15 protein-coding genes and 1 other RNA gene are annotated in these 21,049 nt (G+C 70.1%); 9 read left to right on the forward strand and 7 right to left on the reverse strand.

The features are described 5' to 3' along the window. The first annotated feature begins 95 nt into the window (after positions 1-95). The gene (locus tag Q0863_RS04265) at positions 96-722 is read left to right on the forward strand and encodes an OmpA family protein (protein WP_298575905.1); all 627 of its coding nucleotides are present in this window, start codon (positions 96-98) and stop codon (positions 720-722) included. Between the two features lie 154 nt (positions 723-876). Here the strand turns inward: Q0863_RS04265 and ssrA are convergent. Then, positions 877-1,229, reverse strand: a transfer-messenger RNA (tmRNA) gene (gene ssrA, locus Q0863_RS04270). A gap of 122 nt (positions 1,230-1,351) precedes the next feature. Between ssrA and Q0863_RS04275 the strand changes: the two genes are divergently transcribed. Beyond that, a complete protein-coding gene (locus Q0863_RS04275) occupies positions 1,352-3,562 on the forward strand; it encodes a CHASE domain-containing protein (protein ID WP_298575388.1) in 2,211 nt (736 codons plus the stop codon). Between the two features lie 156 nt (positions 3,563-3,718). Here the strand turns inward: Q0863_RS04275 and smpB are convergent, their stop codons facing one another. Then, positions 3,719-4,213 (reverse strand): SsrA-binding protein SmpB, encoded by a 495-nt coding sequence (smpB, locus tag Q0863_RS04280; protein WP_298575391.1) that lies wholly within the window; start codon positions 4,211-4,213, stop codon positions 3,719-3,721. A gap of 38 nt (positions 4,214-4,251) precedes the next feature. On the opposite strand from smpB, the gene Q0863_RS04285 reads away from it, so the two are divergent. Together Q0863_RS04285 and Q0863_RS04290 are read left to right on the forward strand one after the other, a co-directional pair. Next, entirely contained in the window at positions 4,252-4,680 is a 429-nt protein-coding gene (locus tag Q0863_RS04285; RefSeq protein WP_298575394.1) for a type II toxin-antitoxin system RatA family toxin, read from the forward strand. A 2-nt stretch (positions 4,681-4,682) separates the two neighbouring features. Then, positions 4,683-4,955, forward strand: coding sequence for an RnfH family protein (locus Q0863_RS04290; RefSeq protein ID WP_298575397.1), 273 nt, complete (start codon positions 4,683-4,685; stop codon positions 4,953-4,955). 117 nt (positions 4,956-5,072) lie between these two features. On the opposite strand, the gene bamE is transcribed toward Q0863_RS04290, so the two are convergent. After that, the gene (gene bamE, locus Q0863_RS04295) at positions 5,073-5,462 is read right to left on the reverse strand and encodes an outer membrane protein assembly factor BamE (RefSeq protein ID WP_298575908.1); all 390 of its coding nucleotides are present in this window, start codon (positions 5,460-5,462) and stop codon (positions 5,073-5,075) included. Between the two features lie 117 nt (positions 5,463-5,579). On the opposite strand from bamE, the gene fur reads away from it, so the two are divergent. Further along, positions 5,580-5,984 (forward strand): ferric iron uptake transcriptional regulator, encoded by a 405-nt coding sequence (fur, locus tag Q0863_RS04300; RefSeq protein ID WP_298575401.1) that lies wholly within the window; start codon positions 5,580-5,582, stop codon positions 5,982-5,984. Between the two features lie 34 nt (positions 5,985-6,018). On the opposite strand, the gene Q0863_RS04305 is transcribed toward fur, so the two are convergent. The 4 genes from Q0863_RS04305 to recN all read right to left on the reverse strand — a co-directional run bounded on the left by Q0863_RS04305 (position 6,019) and on the right by recN (position 15,792). Continuing rightward, a complete protein-coding gene (locus Q0863_RS04305; RefSeq protein WP_298575404.1) occupies positions 6,019-6,705 on the reverse strand; it encodes a histidine kinase dimerization/phospho-acceptor domain-containing protein in 687 nt (228 codons plus the stop codon). Continuing rightward, positions 6,702-8,462, reverse strand: a complete 1,761-nt coding sequence (locus tag Q0863_RS04310) for a response regulator (RefSeq protein WP_298575407.1) — start codon at positions 8,460-8,462, stop codon at positions 6,702-6,704. Before Q0863_RS04310 ends, Q0863_RS04305 begins: the two co-directional genes overlap by 4 nt. Next, entirely contained in the window at positions 8,447-13,894 is a 5,448-nt protein-coding gene (locus tag Q0863_RS04315) for a HAMP domain-containing protein (RefSeq protein WP_298575410.1), read from the reverse strand. The genes Q0863_RS04310 and Q0863_RS04315 overlap by 16 nt, the downstream gene beginning before the upstream one ends. 227 nt (positions 13,895-14,121) lie before the next feature. Further along, positions 14,122-15,792, reverse strand: a complete 1,671-nt coding sequence (gene recN / locus Q0863_RS04320) for a DNA repair protein RecN (RefSeq protein WP_298575413.1) — start codon at positions 15,790-15,792, stop codon at positions 14,122-14,124. 270 nt (positions 15,793-16,062) lie between these two features. Here recN and hrcA point away from each other — a divergent pair, with 270 nt between their 5' ends. The 4 genes from hrcA to dnaJ all read left to right on the forward strand — a co-directional run bounded on the left by hrcA (position 16,063) and on the right by dnaJ (position 21,027). After that, on the forward strand, positions 16,063-17,121 hold the full coding sequence (gene hrcA, locus Q0863_RS04325) for a heat-inducible transcriptional repressor HrcA (protein ID WP_298575416.1): 1,059 nt from the start codon (positions 16,063-16,065) through the stop codon (positions 17,119-17,121). A 44-nt stretch (positions 17,122-17,165) separates the two neighbouring features. Next, complete coding sequence (gene grpE / locus Q0863_RS04330; protein WP_298575418.1) at positions 17,166-17,672, forward strand: nucleotide exchange factor GrpE; 507 nt, start codon at positions 17,166-17,168, stop codon at positions 17,670-17,672. Between the two features lie 176 nt (positions 17,673-17,848). Further along, positions 17,849-19,762 (forward strand): molecular chaperone DnaK, encoded by a 1,914-nt coding sequence (dnaK, locus tag Q0863_RS04335; RefSeq protein WP_298575421.1) that lies wholly within the window; start codon positions 17,849-17,851, stop codon positions 19,760-19,762. Between the two features lie 134 nt (positions 19,763-19,896). Continuing rightward, entirely contained in the window at positions 19,897-21,027 is a 1,131-nt protein-coding gene (gene dnaJ / locus Q0863_RS04340) for a molecular chaperone DnaJ (protein WP_298575423.1), read from the forward strand. Positions 21,028-21,049 lie beyond the last annotated feature (22 nt).

Consider the following 21,049-nt stretch of genomic DNA (forward strand, 5'->3'; position numbering starts at 1 on the left):
GTCCCATTCATGACGCGGGGCACAGCTGCCCGCAGGAGACCGCCACCATGCGCCACAAGACCGCGATCGCCATTTCGGCCGTCCTCGCAGGCTCGATGCTTGCCGGCTGCGCCACCTACACCGGCCAGACCACTGCCCCGGACGATCCCAACCGCACCCGTAACAATGCCCTGATCGGCGCCGGCATCGGCGCGGTCGCCGGCCTGCTCAGCGGCGGCGACGCCACCGAGCGTCGCCAGCGCGCCATGGTTGGTGCCGGCGTCGGTGGCCTGGCCGGCGGCGCTGTGGGCGCCTACCAGGACCGCCAGGAAGCCGAGCTGCGTCGCCAGACCGCCGGCACCGGTATCCAGGTCGACCGCGAGGGCGACACCATCAAGCTCAACCTGCCCGATGGCGTGACCTTCGATTTCAACCGCACCGAGCTCAAGCCGCAGTTCTATCCGGCGCTCAACAACGTGGCCAGCACGCTGCGCGAGTACAACCAGACCATCGTCGAGGTCAGCGGCCACACCGACAACGTCGGTGGCGAGGCGGTGAACCAGCGCATCTCCGAGCAGCGCGCCCAGAACGTGGCCAGCTACCTGATCGGCCAGGGCCTGCAGCGCGAACGCTTCGAGGTCGCCGGCTTCGGCTACCGCTTCCCGGTCGCCGACAACAGCACCGAGCAGGGGCGCGGACTCAACCGCCGCGTCGAGATCCGGATCGTGCCGCTGCAGGGCTGACCGGCGGCAGCAAACGCGGGAGCGGGGCCGCCTGGTGCGGCCCCGTTTGCGTTGGAGCGGGCAGAGGACGGCAGGCCGTGGCGCTTCGAGCACCGCAGAGCGGTGTAACGGGGAGCAAAAAAAAGCCGGAATCCCGAAGGATTCCGGCCGTATATGGTGGAGGTGGCGGGAATTGAACCCGCGTCCGAAGGCACTCCATCCCCAGTACTACATGCTTAGCCCACCGTTGGATCTCGTCCCGGAACAGCACGGTGTGCGAAGCGCATCCCGGGACCAGCCTGTGAGTTCAACCGGGGCAGACAGGCGGCCACCTCGGCTGGATTCCCGTAATAATGACCCTACATCCACGAGTACGGGCACAAGTGGGTTCGGGGCTTACGCCTTAAGCGGCGAGAGCGTAGTTGTCGTCGTTGGCAACTAGAGTTTGCCGCTGGATTAACGAGGAAAGCTGCCCCCTCGGCATGCACCAAGTGATTTCGCGACCCCCGTCGAAGCCAGTGCACCCCCGGGAGCGTCGATCACGCTTGACCGGACCAGTATAGGGGCGGTCCGATCCCGTGCAAGGTGCCCGCGCCGCAGTCGAGCCGGGCGTTCAGGCTTGCCGGTATGCTGTGCGGATGTCGCAGGCCATGCCGGATTCCACCGGATCGACCGCGCGTAGCCGTCCGCGGGTGCGCCGCGGCTACGTGCTGGCGGTGCTCACCCTGATCGGCTCGCTGCTGATCGTCTGGCATTACGCGGGACTGGCCGGCGCGCGCGAGGACGCCGCGCTGCGGACCCGGTTCGTCGCAGACAGCAATGAGATCGCTGCGCAGCTGCGCCAGCGCCTGCTCCACTACGAACTGGCGCTGCGCGGTGGCGTGTCGCTGTACTGGTCGGTGGCGCGGCCCACCCAGCGGCAGTGGCGCGACTACGTCGGCGGCCTCGACATCGAGCACCAGTTCAAGGGGATGATGGGCCTGGGCTACGTGCCCTACCTGCGCCGCGCCGACCTGGAAGCGCTGCAGCTGGCGATGCGCGACGAGGGCCACGGGCTGTTCCAGATCCGGCCGCAGGGTGCGCGCGAGATCTACGGCCCGATCCTGCTGCTCGAACCGCAGACGCTGCCCAACCGGGATGCGAACGGGTTCGACATGTTCTCCGAGGCCCATCGCCACAGGGCGATGGCGGCGGCGCGCGACAGCGGCGAGGTGCAGCTCAGCGCACCCGTGTCGCTGCTGCAGGACGGCGACGACCACCGCGACGGGCTGCTGATGCTCGCGCCGGTATACGCCAACGGCATCCAGCCGGCCAACGTCGCCGCGCGGCGCACGGCGATCTCGGGCTGGGTATACGCGCCGTTCAATGCCCGGTCGTTCGTGGACAGCGCGCTGGAACCGTATCGCAGCGGGCAGGCCATCCGCATCGTCGACCTGGGCGGGGATGTCGACGGCGGGCGTCCGCTCCACCAGGACGCGGCCTTCGTCGAGCGGGCCGATGCCGACGGGCTGGAACACAGCGCCACGTTCGCACTGTACGGCCGGCAGTGGCGCATCGATTTCCAGCCGCGTGCCGCCGCCGATGCCAGGCGCCAGCTCTCCGACCGCGAGGCGGTACTGGGCGGAGGCACGGTGCTGTCGCTGCTGCTGTTCGCGGTGGTGCTGGCGCTGGCCCACACCCAGACGCGCGCCGAACGCCTGGCCGAGACGATGAGCGAATCCTACCGGCGCAGCGAGCAACGCCTGCGCAACGCCATGCTGTATTCGGGCACCGGCATCGCGCTGCTCGACGGCGAAGGCCGCATCGTCGAGGCCAATCCCGCGCTGGCGAGGATCCTGGGCGCGGCGCCCGGCACGCTGCCCGGGACGCGGTTCTCGGCGCAGTTCCTCGACCCCGAGGTCGAAGCCGGGCTGGCCGCCAGCACCGCGTCGCAGGCGACCCTGCAGCTGCGGCGCAGCGACGGCGACATCCGCCTGGTCCAGGTGGTGCTGTCGCCGGTGCCGGGCGACATCGGCAGCGACGTGGCCATGCTGGCGCAGGTGGACGACGCTACCGACCGGCTGCGCGCCGAGCGCGCGGTGCGCCTGCTCAACCGCACGCTCGAGGCCCGCGTGGAACAGCGCACGCACGAACTGACCCTGGCCAACCGCGAGCTGGAATCGTTCGCCTACAGCGTCTCGCACGACCTGCGTGCGCCATTGCGCACCGTCGAGGGTTTCAGCCGCCTGCTCGGCGAGCGCTTCTCCGCCGGCATGGGACCCGAGGCGCTGGACTACCTGTCGCGGGTGCGCAACGCGGCCAACCGCATGGACGCGCTGATCGACGCGCTGCTGAAGATGTCGCGGATCACCCGCGATCCGCTGCGCCATGCCGCGGTCGACATGAGCGCCCTTGCCGCCGAGGTGGTGGCCGAACTGCGCCAGGACGAACCCGGGCGCGAGGTGGAGGTGGAGATCGAGCCGGGCCTGGTGGCCGGCGGCGATCCGGCGCTGTTGCGCAACCTGCTGCAGAACCTGCTGGGCAATGCCTGGAAGTTCACTGCCGGCCGTTCGCCGGCGCGCATCCGCTTCTGCCGGGATACCGAAGCCGGCGCCGCGGCCGATGGCAAGGCCGCTTTCCTGGTGCGCGACAACGGCGCAGGCTTCGAACCGGCCTACGCCTCGAAGCTGTTCCGGCCATTCCAGCGACTGCACGGCGCGGACGAGTACGAAGGACACGGCATCGGGCTGGCCACGGTCAAGCGCATCGTCGAACGGCATGGCGGCAGCATCCGCGCGGAGGGCTGCGTGGGGGAGGGCGCCACCTTCCGCTTCACCCTGCCGGCCGAGGCCGTCGTGCCCGCGGAAACCGTGGGGGAGTGAGCGCGGGCGCCGCGCCGCAGGCATGGTGCCGACAGGCCGCGCTGGGCGCTGCCTGGATGCAGGTGGTGCATCGGCTTGAAGGCGCGACACGGCCGGCACCTGGATTCGCCACGGCCCCCATGCGGCGGCATGCCGCACGCAGCGCGCGAGCCGGGGTCAGGCGTCCTTGTTGTGGGCGCGCATCACCCGCTGGCGATCGCGGTCCCAGTCGCGGTCCTTGGAGGCCTGGCGCTTGTCGTGGCTCTGCTTGCCCTTGGCCAGCGCGATCTCGAGCTTGACCTTGTTGCCCTTCCAGTACATCGCGGTGGGCACGAGGGTGTAGCCGTCGCGCTGCACGCGGCCGATCAGGTTGTCGATCTCGCGCCGGTGCAGCAGCAGCTTGCGGCTGCGCTTGGCGTCGGCGACGACATGGGTCGAGGCCTGGATCAGCGGCGTGATCTGCGCGCCGTACAGGAACAGCTCGCCATCGCGCACCATCGCGTAGCTTTCGCCGATGTTCGCGCGGCCGGCGCGAATCGCCTTGAGCTCCCAGCCCTGCAGCGCCATTCCCGCCTCGAAGCGCTGGTCGAGCTGGTAATCGTGGCGCGCGCGCCGGTTCAGCGCGATGGTCCGGTCGCCGTTTGCCTTATCCTTGCCGCTCTTCTTGCCCATTCCGCCATTGTCCCCGAAGCAGGTCACCCGCGCGAGCCATGCCCACGATCCAACGCAGCGCCCTGGTGGAACATTCAGTCAATCGCATGTTCGAGCTGGTCAACGACATCGCCGCCTACCCGCGCCGCTTCGGTTGGTGCGAGGACGCGCGGATCATCGAGGCCGGCGAGTCGCGGGTGCTGGCGCGGCTGGAACTGGGCATCGGCGGCTTCCGGACCTGGTTCACCACCGAGAACACCCTGTCGCCTCCGCACCACATCGAGATGGAGCTGCGCGACGGCCCGTTCCGGCGCCTGCATGGGCGCTGGCAGTTCCATGCGCTGGACGAGAACGCCAGCAAGGTCTCGCTGTCGCTCGACTTCGAGCCGCAGAGCAGCCTGATGCTGCCGGTGCTCTCGCTGGGCCTGCGCGGCCTGGCCGACCGCATGGTCGACGACTTCGTGCGCGTGGCCGACGCGGAAGCCTGAGCGTGCGGGTGCAGCTGATCCGCGCCTGGACCGGGCGTTTCCAGGCCGAAGACCTGGATCTGCCGCCGGGCGCGACCGTGGCCGACGCGCTCGCGCGCACTGGCCTTCCGCGCGACGGCCTGGCCGGATATGCGGTCCATGGCGAACGGGTCGGCACGGAGACGCCGCTGCGCGAAGGAGACCGGCTGGAACTGCTGGGTCCGCTGCTGGCCGACCCCAAGGACAACCGGCGGCGTCGCGCGCAGGGTCAGGCGGCGCGACGCGATCGGGGCTGAGGCGCACGGCGCTGGGCAGTGGCGCCAATGCGCGCGTCTGGAGGCGAGGCGGGGTGGGGGCGTGCGACCGGATCCAGTCCGGCGCCGCCCGGCAGCCGCCAGACCGGGGCCGACACCTCAGCGGCGGCGCTGGTTGCCCTTTTCCTTGGGCAGGTTGCCGAAGCGGCGCATGCGCTCGGACAGTTCCTTGTCCTGTTCGGCGAAATACTCGCCGTCCCAGCGCGCCAGTGCATCGTTCTCGAACCACAGCGTGAGGTTCTTCACCTCGGTCTGGCCGCGACGGTTGGTGCGTTCGGTGGCGGTGTAGTCCCAGCGCTGATGGTGGAACGGATCGGCGATCGACGGCGTGCCCAGCAGGGTCACGACCTGCTGCTTGTCCATGCCGACCTGCAGCTGTTCGACGGCGGACTTCTCGATCAGGTTGCCCTGGTAGATCGGCTGCTTGTAGAGGATGCCGCAGCCGGCCGTGCCGAGGGCGACCAGGACGACGAACAGGAGGCGTGACATGGGCATGGAGGTGGGGCCTGCGGAGCCGGTCTGTGAAGCCCGCGATGATACACTCCCCGGCGCACCGAGGCCGGCGTCCACACGGCTGGCGCTAAATCGGCTGTGAACGGAGGCTCCATGGAATCGACCGAACTGCGCAAGGCCGGGCTGAAGGTCACGCACCCGCGCATGCGCATCCTGCAACTGCTCGAGCAGAAGAACCCGCGCCAGCACATGACCGCGGAGGACATCTATCGCCAACTGCTGGAGCAGGGCGACGAGATCGGGCTGGCGACCGTGTACAGGGTGCTGACGCAGTTCGAGGCCGCGGGCCTGGTGACCAAGCACAACTTCGAGGGCGGGCACGCCCTGTACGAGCTCGACCGGGGCGACCACCACTACCACATGGTCGACATGAGCAGCGGCCAGATCACCGAATTCGAGAGCCCGGAGATCGTGAGCCTGCTCAACAAGATCGCCAGCGAGAACGACTGCATCCTCGACGAGCACTCGCTGGTGCTCTACGTGCGCCGCAAGCGCTGACCGCGGCCGCGGCGCCGACCCGCCGCGCGCCTGCCTAGCCCGGTTCCGGCGCGAGGCCGGGCGGCGCGGCACAGGGCAGTTCGAGCACGAATTCCAGGGTGTCGGGACCGCTGGCGTGGCCGCGCAGGCTACCGCCGTGCGCGGTCGCGATCGCCCCGGCGATCACCAGCCCGAAGCCGAGCGTGTCGTCCGGCGGGTCCGGGTGCGGCGCCGCCAGCAGCAGCTCGGCCAGGGCATCGGAGGCGCCCGTGCAGGGCAAGGCGCAGCGCATGCGCAGATGCCCGTCCGACGCTTCCAGCCGGGCCTGTACCGCGGCCGCCTGGCCTCGCGCGAGCTGCATGCCGAGCAGGATGCGGAACAGTTGCGCGAGCCGCAGCACGTCGCCCTCGACCTGGAGCCCGCGGACGGCCGCATCCAGCGTGACCCGCGGCGGACAGGCCCGCAGGCTGGCGGTCAGGTCGGCAACCAGCGAGGCGATGTCGACCGCCTCGCAGCGTGCGACCAGGCGCCCGGCTTCGCCCAGGCCGAAGTCGCTGAACTCGCCGATCATGTCGCTCAGGCGCTTGATCTGGCGCTCCAGCACGGCGAGCAGCTCGTCGCGCTGGGCATCGTCGATCGCGGGTTCGCGCAGCAGGTAGACTGCCGTCTGCATCGGCGACAGCGGGCCGCGCAGGTCGTGCGCGACGCGATCGATCCAGGCGTTCGCCAGCGGTTCGCTCACCGCTCCGCGCCCCGTTTGCCGGCGCCCGCGCACAGGCGCCGGATCGCGTCGAGCTGCGGCGGCTTGACCAGGTGTTCGTCGAAACCGGCGTCGCGGGTGCGGTTGCGGTCCTCGGCGTGGCCCCAGCCGGTGACGGCGACGATGGCCAGCGCCCCGGGGCCGTGCCGCGAGCGCAATGCACGGGCGATGTCGTAGCCGCTGCGCCCGGGCATGCCCACGTCGAGGAACACCAGGTCCGGCGCGAAGCGCTCGACTTCGGCCTCGACCTGTTCGGGGTCGTAGAGCTGCACCACCTCGTGCCCGAGCATGCGCACCATCAGCGCCAGGGTGTCGGCGGCGTCGCGGTTGTCGTCGACCACCAGCACGCGGCTCGCGCCGTTGCCCGCGTCGCCGATCGCGTGCTGCGCAGGCGCTGCGGCGGCATCGGTCACGACGGCGCGGCGCCGCGGCAGGCGCACGCGGAACGTGCAGCCATGGCCCAGGCCCGCGCTTTCCACCTCGACCCGGCCGTCGTGCATTTCGGTGATCTTCTGCACCAGGGTCAGGCCGATGCCCAGTCCGCCATGCGAACGCTCGATCGTGGTGTCGACCTGGCGGAACATCTCGAAGATCTCTTGCAGGGAATCGCCAGCCAGGCCGATGCCGTTGTCGTGCACGCTCACCACCACCTCGTCGCGGGCCTCGTCCAGCATCGCCTCCAGTTCGATCCGGCTGCCCGGGTCGGAGTACTTGGCCGCGTTGTTGAGCAGGTTGGCGAACACCTGCGCCAGCCGGGCCTGGTCGGCGCAGAGCACCAGGTCGCTGGCGGGCAGGCGCAGGCTGAAATCGTGCCCGCCGCCGTCCAGCCACGGACGGGCGATCTCCACGGCCGCGTCCAGCACGCCGGCGAGCGCAGCCTCGGAGGGCCGCAGGGTCAGCTTGCCCTGGCTGATACGGGCGATGTCCAGCAGGTCGTCGATCATCCGCACCAGCAGGGCCAGTTGGCGCTCCATGGTGTCCTGCAGCGGGTCGTCGTCGGCCGTCTGCAGGCGACGGATGCTGAGCGCGTTCTGCAGCGGCGCCAGCGGATTGCGCAACTCGTGCGCCAGGGTGGCGAGGAACACGTTCTTGCGCTGGTCGACGCCGCGCAGCCGCTCTTCGGCGCGTGCGCGCTCGGCGACCTCGGTCTGCAGTTCCGCGTTGCGGCTGGCCAGGGCCTCGTTGGCCAGGCGCAGCGATTCGTTCAGTGCCTCGAGCTCGCGCGCCTTCTCGCGCTGCAGCTCCTGGTTGCGCGCGGCGAGGCTGGCATTGAGCAGCTGCAGCTCGCGGCGCTTGCGGTACAGCTCCACCAGCACCTCGACCTTGCTGCGCAGGATCTCGGGAATCACCGGGACCATCACATAGTCCACCGCGCCGAGCTTGTAGCCCTGCAACCGGTCCATGTCCGACAGGTTGACCGCGGTGACGAAGATGATCGGGGTGTTCTCGTGGCGCGGATGGCCGTGGATCAGGCTGGCGGTTTCGAAGCCATCCATGCCGGGCATGTTCACGTCGAGCAGGATCAGCGCGTAGTCGTGCTGCATCAGGCACCGGAGCGCTTCGGGGCCGGACCGGGCCTGCACCAGGCATTCGCCCAGTGGATCGAGGATCGCCTGGTAGGTCAGCAGTCGCGCGGGCTGGTCGTCGACCAGCAGGATCCGCACGGGCGCGGCGACCTGCGCCGAAGCGCTGTCGTCGGACGCCATCCTGGGCACCGCTTCGTTCAGCGATGCAGCCATTGCCGCAGCACCCCCAGCAGTTCGTCGGTCATCACCGGCTTGGCCAGGTAGTCCGAGGCGCCGGCCTCCAGGCATTTCTCGCGATCGCCCTTCATCGCCTTGGCGGTGACCGCGATGATGGGCAGTGCCTGCGATCCAGGCAGCCGGCGGATGGCGCGCATGGTTTCGTAGCCATCCATTCCCGGCATCATGATGTCCATCAGCACGGCGGCGATCGTCTCGTCGCCGGCGACCTTGTCGATCGCCTCCTGGCCGCTGGCGGCCGAGATCACGTGCATGCCGCGCCGCTCCAGTACGCTGGACATCGCGAAGACGTTGCGGATGTCGTCGTCCACCACCAGCACCCGCTTGCCCGCGAGCGACTCGTCGGAGGCGTGCAGGCGCTCGACCATGCGCCGCTTGGCCGGCGGCAGGTGGGCGATCACGCGGTGCAGGAACAGCGCGGTCTCGTCGAGCAGGCGCTCGGGGGATTCGACGTCCTTCACCACCACGCTCTTGGCGGTGTGCCGCAGTCGCGCCGATTCCTCGGCGCTGAGTTCCTTGCCGGTGAACACCACGATCGGCAGGGCGCGCAGGGCGGGTTGCTCCTGGATGCGGTCGAGGAGGTCGAATCCGCTCATGTCCGGCAACCGCAGGTCGATCACCGCGCAGTCGTAGCTCCCGGTCGCGAGTGCGTCCAGCGCGGCCGCGCCCGTGTCGACGGTGTCGATGGCGACGTCGTCGTGGGCGATGAGCAGCTCGATACCCATCCGCTCGCGCGCATCGTCCTCGACCACCAGCAGGCGCTTGATCCGCGGCAGTGCGTAGTCGCGCATCCGCTGCAGCGAGGCGCCGATCTCGGCGCTGGTCGAGGGCTTGGCGAGGAAGGCGAACGCGCCGCGCTCCAGGCTCTGGTGGCGGCCTTCCTCGACCGTGAGGATCTGCACCGGGATATGGCGCGTGGCCGCGTCCTGCTTGAGCCGGGCCAGCAGCGTCCAGCCCAGCATGTCGGGCAGGAAGATGTCCAGGCAGATGGCGGTGGGCGCGCAGGTGTGCACCAGCTGCAGGGCCTCGGCGCCGCTGGTCGCCACCAGCACCCGGAAACCCTGCGCGCGTGCGAGGTCGCGCAGCACGCCGGCGAAGCGGACGTCGTCCTCCACCAGCAGCAGTACCGGTGCATCGTCGGGCACCAGGTCGCGGTCGTCCTCCACCGAGGCCGGCTCGACCCGGGCCTGCTCCGGGGCGGCGCCGGCGGCGGCGTGCGGTGAGGGCAACCGCCGCGCGGCGGTGCGGTCGCCGCCCGCATAGTGCAGCGGCAGGTACAGGGTGAACGTGCTGCCGACGCCGGGTTCGCTGCGCAGCTGCAGTTCGCCGCCGAGCAGCCCCGCGATCTCACGGCTGATCGCGAGCCCGAGGCCGGTGCCGCCGTACTGGCGCGAGGTGCCCGCGTCGGCCTGCTGGAACGCCTCGAAGACGATCCGCTGCTTGTCCGCGGAGATCCCGATACCGCTGTCGCTGACCTCCAGCGCGATCACCGCGCCGGCCTCGCGCAGGCTGGCGTTGTCCGGCGACCATCCGGAGCTGGCGTTGAACGCGCGCATGCGCACGCTGCCCTTCGGGGTGAACTTGAACGCGTTGGAGAGCAGGTTCTTGAGGATCTGCTGCAGCCGCTTGGGGTCGGTGCTGAGCGCCGGCTCCAACCCGGGGTCGAGCTCGATGGTGAACTCCAGATCGCGGCGCTCGGCCTCGTGGCGGAAGGCCCGCATGAGGTTGTCGCGCAGATGGCCGAAGCGGACCGGCTCGATCTCGACGGTGACCGTGCCCGATTCGATCTTGGACAGGTCGAGGATGTCGCTGATCAGGTTGAGCAGGTCGGTGCCGGCGGCGTGGATGGTCTTGGCGAATTCGACCTGGCGACCGCTGAGGTTGGCGTCCGGGTTCTCGGCCAGCTGCTGGCCGAGGATCAGGATCGAGTTGAGCGGCGTGCGCAGCTCGTGCGACATGTTGGCCAGGAACTCGGACTTGTAGCGCGAGGTGAGCGCGAGTTCGGCGGCCTTTTCCTCCAGTTCGTGGCGCGCGTGCTCGATCTGCTGGTTCTTCTGTTCCACCTCGGCCTTCTGCTCGGCCAGCAGCTGCGCCTTGAGCGCGATCTCCTCGTTGGTCTGCTGCAGTTCGTCCTGCTGCGCCTGCAGTTCGACCGCCAGCTGCTGCGATTGCGCCAGCAGGCGCTCGGTGCGCATGGTCGATTCGATGGTGTTGAGCACGATGCCGATGCTGCCCGACAGCTGCTCGAGGAAGATCCGCTGCGACGGGGTGAATCCCGACAGCGAAGCCAGCTCCAGCACCGCCTTGACCTGCCTCTCGAACAGCACCGGCAGCACGATCACCGCGCGCGGCACCGCGCTCAGCAGGCCCGACTGGATCTGCACCGATCCGGGGGGCACGTCGTCGACCAGGATCAGGCGGCCTTCGGCCGCGCATTGCCCGACCAGGCCCTCGCCGAAGGCGAGGGTGCCGGACTGCGGCGTGCCGGACGCATCGGCATAGCGCGCCAGCTGCCGCAGCCGCGCGCGCGGGCTGGCGTCGTCGGCCTCGACCACGTAGATCAGGCCCTGCTGCGCGCCGACCAGCGGCGCGAGTTCGGACAGCAGCATCTGCCCCAGCGTCTGCAGGTCTCGCTGGCCCTGCATCATGCCGCTGAACTTGGCCAGGTTGGTCTTCAGCCAGTCCTGTTCGCTGTTGCTCTCGGTGGTCGCGCGCAGGGTGCCGATCATCAGGTTCATGTTGTCCTTGAGATCGGCGAGTTCGCCGCGGACATCGACCGTGATCGAGCGGGTGAGGTCGCCCTGGGTCACCGCGGTGGCGACCTCGGCGATGGCGCGCACCTGGGTGGTGAGGTTGGCGGCGAGCTGGTTGACGTTGGCGGTGAGGTCCTTCCAGATGCCGGCGGTGCCGGGCACCTTGGCCTGGCCGCCCAGCCGGCCCTCGACGCCGACCTCGCGCGCGACCGTCGTCACCTGGTCGGCGAAGATGGCCAGCGTGTCGGTCATGCCGTTGATGGTGTCGGCCAGTTCGGCGATTTCGCCCTTGGCCTCCACCGTCAGCTTCTGCTGCAGGTCGCCGGTCGCCACCGCGGTCACCACCTTGGCGATGCCGCGCACCTGGGCGGTGAGGTTGGTGGCCATCGAGTTGACGTTGTCGGTCAGGTCCTTCCAGGTGCCGGCCACGCCGGGCACCTGCGCCTGTCCGCCGAGCTTGCCCTCGGTGCCGACCTCGCGCGCCACGCGCGTGACCTCCGCGGCGAAGCCGTTGAGCTGGTCCACCATCGTGTTGAGGGTGTCCTTGAGCTGCGCGATCTCGCCCTGCGCATCGACCGCGATCTTGCGCGACAGGTCGCCCTTGGCCACGGAAGTCGCCACTTCGGCGATGTTGCGCACCTGGGTGGTGAGGTTGGTGGCCATCGAGTTGACGTTGTCGGTCAGGTCCTTCCAGGTGCCGGCCACGCCGGGCACCTGCGCCTGTCCGCCGAGCTTGCCCTCGGTGCCCACCTCGCGCGCCACGCGCGTGACCTCCGCGGCGAAGCCGTTGAGCTGGTCGACCATCGTGTTGATGGTGTTCTTGAGCTGCAGGATCTCGCCCTGCGCATCGACCGCGATCTTGCGCGAGAGGTCGCCGCGCGCCACGGCGGTGGTGACCTCGGCGATGTTGCGCACCTGGGTGGTCAGGTTGGACGCCATCGAGTTGACGTTGTCGGTCAGGTCCTTCCAGGTGCCAGCCACGCCGGGCACCTGCGCCTGCCCACCGAGTTCGCCCTCGGTGCCGACCTCGCGCGCCACGCGGGTGACTTCCGCGGCGAAGCCGTTGAGCTGGTCGACCATCGTGTTGATGGTGTCCTTGAGCTGCAGGATCTCGCCCTGCGCATCCACCGCGATCTTGCGCGACAGGTCGCCCCTGGCCACCGCGGTGGTGACCTCGGCGATGTTGCGCACCTGGCTGGTGAGGTTGGACGCCATCGCGTTGACCGAGTCGGTCAGGTCGGCCCAGGTGCCGTCCACGCCCGGCACCTGCGCCTGCCCGCCGAGCTTGCCCTCGGTGCCGACCTCGCGCGCCACGCGGGTGACTTCGGCGGCGAAGCTGTTGAGCTGGTCCACCATCACGTTGATGGTGTCCTTGAGTTCGGCGATCTCGCCGCGCACGTCCACCGTGATCTTGCGCGACAGGTCGCCGCGCGCCACCGCGGTCGTCACCTCGGCGATGTTGCGCACCTGGCTGGTCAGGTTGGACGCCATCGAGTTGACGTGGTCGGTCAGGTCCTTCCAGGTGCCGGCGACATCGGGCACCTGCGCCTGTCCGCCGAGCTTGCCCTCGGTGCCGACCTCGCGCGCCACGCGGGTGACTTCCGCGGCGAAGCCGTTGAGCTGGTCGACCATCGTGTTGATGGTGTCCTTGAGCTCGGCGATCTCGCCACGCACGTCCACCGTGATCTTGCGCGACAGGTCGCCCTTGGCCACCGCCGTGGTGACCTCGGCGATGTTGCGCACCTGGCTGGTGAGATTGGACGCCATCGCGTTGACCGAGTCGGTCAGGTCCTTCCAGGTGCCGGCCACGCCGGGCACGATGGCCTGTCCGCCGAGCTTGCCTTCGGTACCGACCTCGCGCGCCACCCGCGTGACTTCCGAGGCGAAGCCGCGCAGCTGGTCGACCATCGTGTTGATGGCTTCCTTGAGCTGCAGGATCTCGCCGCGCACGTCCACGGTGATCTTGCGCGAGAGGTCGCCGTTGGCGACCGCGATGGTGACCTCGGAGATGTTGCGTACCTGGGCGGTGAGGTTGGAGGCCATCTGGTTGACCGAGTCGGTCAGCTCTTTCCACACGCCCGACACGCCCGCCACCTGGGCCTGGCCGCCCAGGCGCCCGCCAGTGCCGACCTCGAGCGCCACGCGGGTGACCTCGGAGCTGAACTCGCCCATCTGCTCGATCATGCGGTTGACGATCGTCGCCGAACGCAGGAACTCGCCCTGCAGCGGGCGGCCGTCCGCTTCCAGCGGCACGCTGCGGGTGAGGTCGCCCTTGGCGACGCCTGCGATCGCCTCGGTGATGGTCGCGACCGGGCGCACCAGGTCGTCGACCAGGTCGTTGACCGAGCCTTCCATGTCGCCCCAGCAGCCGTGGCGGTTGGGCAGGCTGATGCGCTGCCGGGTCAGGCCCTCGCGGCCGACCTTCTCGCCGACCCGGGCCAGCTCCAGCGCCAGTTCGCGGTTGCTGCGCACCACGGTGTTGAAGGCGTCGGCGAGCCGGCCTTCCAGACCGTCCCAGTGGCCGGGCAGTTCCACTGTGAAGTCGCCCTGGGCGACGGCCTGCAGCGCGGAGAGCATCATCCGCATCGCATCGTCCGCCCGCGCGGCTGCCTCGACGGACGGGCCGTCGAGTACCTGCATCGTGTGAGTCACCATCCCGCCTTCCCCCTGAGGTGGATCGCCATCGAACCGGCGACGATACGCGCGCGTCGTGTGACGACGCTCACGCGAGCTTCACGCACAACGGCAAGGAGATGGAAGGGAGGCGCGCGCCCCGGGCGGGGGCGCCCCAGGCCGGTCCGGGCGACGGACGTGGCGGGAATTCGCCCCGGTCGCGGCGTGAAGGCGCTTGAGGAGGCGCAGGCTTTGGGCCGGCGGACGATTCAGTCGGCGGTGCTGGCCAGCAGCCGCCTGGCGGCCGCGCGCGCTTCCTTCGACACTTCCACGCCGCCCAGCATCCGCGCCAGCTCTTCCTGCCGCTGGCGGGCGTCGAGCGGGCGCACGGCGGAGCGGGTCTGGCCGTCGAGGTCGGCCTTGCTGACCAGGTAGTGCGCATGCCCCTGCGCAGCCACTTGCGGCAGGTGGGTCACGCACAGGACCTGGCAGCGGGCGCCGAGGGCCCGCAGCTTCTGGCCGACGATCTCGGCGACCGCGCCCCCGATGCCCGAATCGACCTCGTCGAAGACCATGGTCGGCACCGTGTCCGAACCCAGCGCCGCGACCTCGATCGCCAGCGACACCCGCGACAGCTCGCCGCCCGAGGCGACGCGGCGCAGCGGACGGGGCGGCTGGCCGGCGTTGGCGGACACCAGGAATTCAACGCGCTCGCCGCCCTGGGGATCGGGGCGGCCGGCATCGACCGGTTCCAGCGACACTTCGAACACGCCGCCGCCCATGCCCAGCTCGGCGATCAGTGCGGTGGTGGCGCTGGACAGCCGCGCCGCCGCCTCGGCCCGGGCCTGGCCCAGGACATCGGCCGCCTCGCGCCAGCGCGCGGTGGCCTTCGCGATCTCGCCGTCGAGCGAGGCCAGGCGGGTGCCGGCATCGCGCAGCGACTCGAGTTCGGCGGCGAAGCCTGCCTGGCGCCCGGCGAGTTCCTCCGGCGCCACGCGGTGCTTGCGCGAGAGTTCATGCAGGCGCGCCAGGCTCGCGTCCAGCGCCTCGAACTGGGCCGGATCGATGTCCAGCTCGTCGCGCACCCGCTGCAGCAGCAGGGTCGCCTCGTCGAGCTGGATCGCCGCCGAATCGAGCATCGCGTCGACCTCGCCGAGCCGCGGTTCGTGCGCACGCTCGCGCGCCAGTCCGCCGCGCAGCTGCTGCAGGCGCCGCACCAAGGCCGGACCATCATCTCCGGCCAGGCCATCGAGGGCCTCGTCGCAGGCCGCGATCAGGCCGGCCGCGTGGGCCTGGCGGCGGTGGCCGGCGACCAGGGCCTGGATCGCCTCGGGGCGCAGGTCCTCGCGTTCGAGTTCGGCCAGCTGGTGGCCGAGCCAGTCGATCCGTTCGGACACGTCGCCGGTTTTCGACAGCGCGTCACGCTCGCGCAGCAGCGCGCCCCAGGCGGCGGCCGCTTCGCGCACCGCGGCCAGCTGCGGTTCGTGCCGCCCGAAGGCATCGAGCAGGGCGAGCTGGCTGGCCTTCTCGAGCAGCGCCTGGTGTTCGTGCTGGCCGTGGATCTCGACCAGCAGACCGGCCAGCTGGGAGAGCTGGGCGAGGGTGGCCGGCCGGCCGTTGATCCAGGCCCGCGAGCCACCGTCGGCGCGCAGGGTGCGGCGCAGGGTGCAGGCGCTGCCGTCGTCGAACTCCTGCTCGCGCAGCCAGGCCAGCGCCACCGGGACGGCCGACGGATCGAACTCGGCATGCAGTTCGGCACGCTGCGCGCCGTGGCGGACCATGCCCGCGTCGGCGCGCAGGCCGGACAGGAAGCCCAGGGCGTCGACCAGCAGCGACTTGCCCGCGCCGGTTTCGCCGGAAATCACGGTCATGCCCGGACCGAACTCGAGTTCGGATTCGGGGACGACGGCGAAGTCGCGAAGGGTCAGGCGCTTGAGCATGGTCGCGCATTGTAGTGCGCGCGTTCGCAGGAACCGAGACAGCGGTGGCCGGACCGGCAGCCGGCCTGCGGTCGGGGTCCGGGGAGCGTTCCGGTCCCCGGCCGCGGCGTCCCGTTCGCGCTCCCGTGGGCTGTCGGTTGCACGGTCCCCCGACGCACCGGTCTGATGCCGGGGACACCAGTTGCCGGGCCAGACCCGGCGCTGCGGCCTCCGGCGCGGCCTGGACAGGCCGTGCTTGCGGCCCACCGGCCCGGGCGATCTAATCAACCGATGGCCGCAACCCCGCCAGGCAGCAATCTCGACCAGCGCGCACGCCAGCTGCTGCGGACCCTGATCGCCCGCCATATCCGCGATGGCGAGCCGGTCGGCTCGCAGACCCTGGCCCGGCACGCGGGGCTGGATGTCAGCGCGGCCACGATCCGCAACATCCTCGCCGACCTGGAGGAGCAGGGGCTGCTGTCCGCGCCCCACACCTCGGCAGGAAGGATCCCGACCGCGCAGGGCTACCGGGTCTTCGTCGACTCGCTGCTGCAGGTGCAGCCGCTTCCCACCCTGGAGCTGGCGCGGCTGCGCGGCGAATTGTCGGCCGGTGGCGGCACCCAGTCCCTGCTGGGCAGCGCCTCTGAGCTGGTCTCGGCGATGACACACTTCGTCGGCGTGGTCTCGGTGCCGCGCCGCGAGCAGTTCGCCTTCCGCCACATCGACTTCGTGCCGCTCGACGGGCAGCGGGTGATGGCGATCCTGGTGTTCGCCGACCACGACGTGCAGAACCGGATCATCCAGACCCGGCGCCCGTTCGAGGCCTCGGAGCTGGAGCGGGTGGCCAACTATCTCAACGCCAACTTCGCCGGACGCCCGGTGGCCGACATCCGCGCGACCCTGGTGCGAGAACTGCAGGCGGCGCGCGACGAGATGGAGGCGCTGCTGTCGCAGACGGTCGAGCTGGCCGAGCAGGCACTGGCACCCGCCGACAGCGACGACATGGTGCTGGCCGGGCAGACCCGCCTGATCGGCGTGCAGGACCTCTCCGACCTCGACCGGCTGCGCGAGCTGTTCGAGGCATTCGCCCGCAAGCGCGAGATCCTGCAGCTGCTCGAGCGCACCATCCACGCCCCGGGCGTGCGCATCTTCATCGGCGAGGAAACCGGGCTGGCGCCGCTGGAAGGGGTTTCGGTGGTCACCGCGCCGTACGCGGCGGGCGGCAAGGTGCTGGGCGTGCTGGGCGTGATCGGGCCCACCCGGATGGCCTACGACCGGGTCATCCCCGTGGTCCAGGCGACGGCCGACCTGCTCGGCGCCGCCTTGAATCCGGACCTGCCGGCCCCATAGCTGCGGGGCCGGCGGCCTGCGACCGCCTTTTTCCAGCCCAGGACATGACCACGGAACCGATGCAGCACGCCGCGCCCGCGGCCGAAGAACCGAACACCCCGGACGATCGCATCCAGTCGCTCGAAGCCGAACTCGAGCAGCTGCGCGCGCAGTCGCTGGTCGACCGCGCCGACATGGAGAACCAGCGCAAGCGCCTCGAGCGCGACGTGCGCAATGCCTGCCGTTTCGCCAACAAGCAGCTGCTGGGCGACCTGCTGCCGGTCTTCGACAGCCTCGAGGCGGCGCTCAACACCGCCCCGGCCGAAGACCCGCTGCGCGATGGCGTGGTGCTGACCCTGCGCGAGCTGACCCGCGTGTGCGGCAACAACGGCCTGGCCGAAGTGGCCCCTGCGCAGGGCGACGCCTTCGACCCCGAGAAGCACAACGCGATGAGCGCGGTCGAAACCGCCGAAGTCGCGCCCGGCAGCGTGTTCCAGCTGTTCCAGAAGGGCTACGTGCTCAACGACCAGCTGCTGCGCCCGGCGCTGGTGTCGGTCGCCAAGCACGACTGAGGCCTTCGCTCCCCGGCAGGGGAGGCCGGAGCAGATCGGGCCCGCGCGCGCTGCGTCACGCAGGCCGCGAGGCCATCCGGGCAGGGTCCGCCCCTTGAAGGGACAGGCCCCGCCCCCCAGATACGCACCATCGGCGGCCCGCCGCCAGCACACAAGATTCCAGAGGGAAACCCATCATGGCAAAGATCATCGGCATCGACCTGGGCACGACCAACTCGTGCGTGGCGATCATGGACGGCGGCAAGGCCAAGGTCATCGAGAACAGCGAGGGCGACCGCACCACGCCGTCGGTCGTGGCCTACACCAAGGACGGCGAGGTCCTGGTTGGCGCGTCCGCCAAGCGCCAGGCCGTCACCAACCCCAAGAACACCTTCTATGCGGTCAAGCGCCTGATCGGCCGCAAGTTCACCGACGCCGAGGTCAAGAAGGACCTCGACCTGGTGCCGTACGCCATCGTCGCCCATGACAATGGCGACGCCTGGGTGCAGACCAGCGACGGCAAGAAGCTCTCCGCGCAGGAAGTCTCCGCGCGCATCCTGGAGAAGATGAAGAAGACCGCCGAGGATTACCTGGGCGAGAAGGTCACCGAGGCCGTGATCACCGTGCCGGCCTACTTCAACGACTCCCAGCGCCAGGCGACCAAGGACGCCGGCCGCATCGCCGGCCTCGACGTCAAGCGCATCATCAACGAGCCGACCGCGGCTGCCCTGGCCTACGGCCTGGACAAGGCCGGCGGCGACCGCAAGATCGCCGTGTACGACCTGGGCGGCGGTACCTTCGACATGTCGATCATCGAGATCGCGGAAGTCGACGGCGAGAAGCAGTTCGAGGTGCTGGCCACCAACGGCGACACCTTCCTCGGCGGCGAGGACTTCGACAAGCGCGTCATCGACTACCTGGTCGAGGAGTTCCAGAAGGACCAGGGCATCGACCTGCGCAAGGACCCGCTGGCCCTGCAGCGCCTGAAGGACGCGGCCGAGCGCGCCAAGATCGAACTCTCCAGCGCCCAGCAGACCGAGGTCAACCTGCCGTACGTGACGGCCGACGCCTCCGGTCCCAAGCACCTCAACATCAAGCTGACCCGGGCCAAGCTCGAGGCGCTGGTGGACGACCTGGTGCGCAAGACCATCGAGCCGTGTAAGGTCGCGCTCAACGACGCGGGCCTGCGCGCGTCCGACATCAGCGAGGTGATCCTGGTCGGCGGCCAGACCCGCATGCCGAAGGTGCAGCAGGCGGTGGCCGAGTTCTTCGGCAAGGAGCCGCGCAAGGACGTCAACCCCGACGAGGCCGTGGCCATCGGCGCGGCGGTGCAGGGCGGCGTGCTGGCAGGCGACGTCAAGGACGTGCTGCTGCTCGACGTGACCCCGCTGAGCCTGGGCATCGAGACCCTGGGCGGCGTGTTCACCAAGATCATCGAGAAGAACACCACCATCCCGACCAAGGCTTCGCAGACGTTCTCGACCGCCGAGGACAACCAGTCCGCGGTGACCGTGCACGTGCTGCAGGGCGAGCGCGAGCAGGCCCGTTTCAACAAGTCGCTGGCCCGCTTCGACCTGTCGGGCATCGAGCCGGCGCCGCGCGGCATGCCGCAGGTGGAGGTGTCGTTCGACATCGACGCCAACGGCATCGTCCACGTCACCGCCAAGGACAAGAAGACGGGCAAGGAGCAGAAGGTCGAGATCAAGGCCGGCTCGGGCCTGTCGGACGAGGAGATCCAGCGGATGGTGGCCGACGCCGAGGCGCACCGCGAGGACGACCTCAAGTTCCATGAGCTCGTCGGCGCGCGCAACCAGGCCGACGCGCTGGTGCACAGCACCCGCAGCGCGATCAAGGACAACGGCGACAAGGTGCCGGGCGACGTGATCGGCCGGGTCGAGTCTGCGATCGCCGACGTCGAGACCGCGATGAAGGGCGACGACAAGGGCCAGATCGAAAGCCGGACCAAGGCCCTGGAGGAAGCGGCGCAGGCGCTGTTCGCCGCGGTGTCCGCGGCCCAGCAGCCCGGTGACGGCGGCGCAGGCGCGCAGCCCGGCAGCGACGACGTGGTCGATGCCGAGTTCACCGAGGTCAAGGACGAAGAGAAGAAGTAAGCGGGGCACGGAAGGGGAACCGGCCCCCGGCAGGCGCGACGCGCCCGCCGGCCGGTCCGGTTCCCCGTTTCCGCTGCCGTGCCCCGGGTTCCCGTCCCCGCCATCCCGACTCCCGACCCTTTGATCCCGGCTCGATGAAACGCGACTACTACGAAGTCCTGGGCGTTGCCCGCAGCGCCAGCGAAGAAGACCTGAAGAAGGCCTATCGCCGCTGCGCGATGAAGCACCACCCGGACCGCAATCCGGGCGACAAGGCCGCCGAGGCCGCGTTCAAGGAGTGCAAGGAGGCCTACGAAGTGCTGTCGGACGGCGGCAAGCGCCGCATGTACGACCAGCATGGCCACGCCGCGTTCGAGCACGGCATGGGTGGCGGCAACGCCGGGCCCGGTTTCGGCGGCGCCGACATGGGCGACATCTTCGGCGACATCTTCGGCAACATCTTCGGCGGTGGCGCGGCCGGCCGCGGGCCGCGCCGCGGCGCCGACGTGGGCTACGTGATGGAGCTCGACCTCGAGGAGGCGGTGAGCGGGGTCGAGAAGCGGATCGAGATTCCGACCCTGGCCGAGTGCGAGGACTGCGACGGCAGCGGTTCGGCCGATCGCAAGCTCGAGACCTGCGGCACCTGCAACGGCCGCGGACAGGTGCGCTTCCAGCGCGGCATCTTCTCGATGCAGCAGCCGTGCCCGCATTGCCATGGCCGCGGCCAGACCATCGCCAACCCCTGCCAGAGCTGCCACGGCAACGGCCGCATCGAAGACGAGAAGGTGCTGTCGGTGAAGGTGCCGGCGGGCGTGGACAGCGGCGACCGCATCCGCCTGTCGGGCGAGGGCGAGGCCGGTCCGGCCGGCGCGCCGCCGGGCGACCTGTACGTCGAGGTGCGCGTGCGTGCGCACGCGATCTTCGAACGCGACGGCGACGATCTGCACTGCGAGGTGCCGATCCGGTTCTCGCAGGCGGCGCTGGGCGACACCGTGCGCGTGCCGACTTTGGGCGGCGACGCAGAGATCCGCATCCCGGCGGAAACCCAGACCGGCAAGGTCTTCCGCCTGCGCGACAAGGGCGTCAAGTCGGTGCGCAGCCGCGCGCCGGGCGACCTGTACTGCAAGGTGGTGGTGGAGACGCCGGTCAACCTGACCAGCGAGCAGCGCGAGCTGCTCGAACAGTTCGAGGCGACGTTCACCGGCGAGAACGCGCGCCGGCATTCGCCCAAGTCCAGCACCTTCCTCGACGGGGTGAGGGGCTTCTGGGACCGTATGGTCTCCTGACCGCGGCAGGCTTGCCGGCCAC

It is taken from the genome of uncultured Luteimonas sp. (assembly GCF_947492465.1).
In the GTDB taxonomy this organism is placed as follows: domain Bacteria; phylum Pseudomonadota; class Gammaproteobacteria; order Xanthomonadales; family Xanthomonadaceae; genus Luteimonas.

Coding starts and splice junctions, on each gene's coding strand:
- Q0863_RS04265 (WP_298575905.1), top strand. CDS start 96: ATGCTTGCCGGCTGCGCCACCTACACCGGCCAGACCACTGCCCCGGAC.
- Q0863_RS04275 (WP_298575388.1), top strand. CDS start 1,352: ATGCCGGATTCCACCGGATCGACCGCGCGTAGCCGTCCGCGGGTGCGC.
- smpB (WP_298575391.1), bottom strand. CDS start 4,213: ATGGGCAAGAAGAGCGGCAAGGATAAGGCAAACGGCGACCGGACCATC.
- Q0863_RS04285 (WP_298575394.1), top strand. CDS start 4,252: ATGCCCACGATCCAACGCAGCGCCCTGGTGGAACATTCAGTCAATCGC.
- bamE (WP_298575908.1), bottom strand. CDS start 5,462: ATGTCACGCCTCCTGTTCGTCGTCCTGGTCGCCCTCGGCACGGCCGGC.
- fur (WP_298575401.1), top strand. CDS start 5,580: ATGGAATCGACCGAACTGCGCAAGGCCGGGCTGAAGGTCACGCACCCG.
- Q0863_RS04310 (WP_298575407.1), bottom strand. CDS start 8,462: ATGGCTGCATCGCTGAACGAAGCGGTGCCCAGGATGGCGTCCGACGAC.
- Q0863_RS04315 (WP_298575410.1), bottom strand. CDS start 13,894: ATGGTGACTCACACGATGCAGGTACTCGACGGCCCGTCCGTCGAGGCA.
- recN (WP_298575413.1), bottom strand. CDS start 15,792: ATGCTCAAGCGCCTGACCCTTCGCGACTTCGCCGTCGTCCCCGAATCC.
- hrcA (WP_298575416.1), top strand. CDS start 16,063: ATGGCCGCAACCCCGCCAGGCAGCAATCTCGACCAGCGCGCACGCCAG.
- grpE (WP_298575418.1), top strand. CDS start 17,166: ATGACCACGGAACCGATGCAGCACGCCGCGCCCGCGGCCGAAGAACCG.
- dnaK (WP_298575421.1), top strand. CDS start 17,849: ATGGCAAAGATCATCGGCATCGACCTGGGCACGACCAACTCGTGCGTG.
- dnaJ (WP_298575423.1), top strand. CDS start 19,897: ATGAAACGCGACTACTACGAAGTCCTGGGCGTTGCCCGCAGCGCCAGC.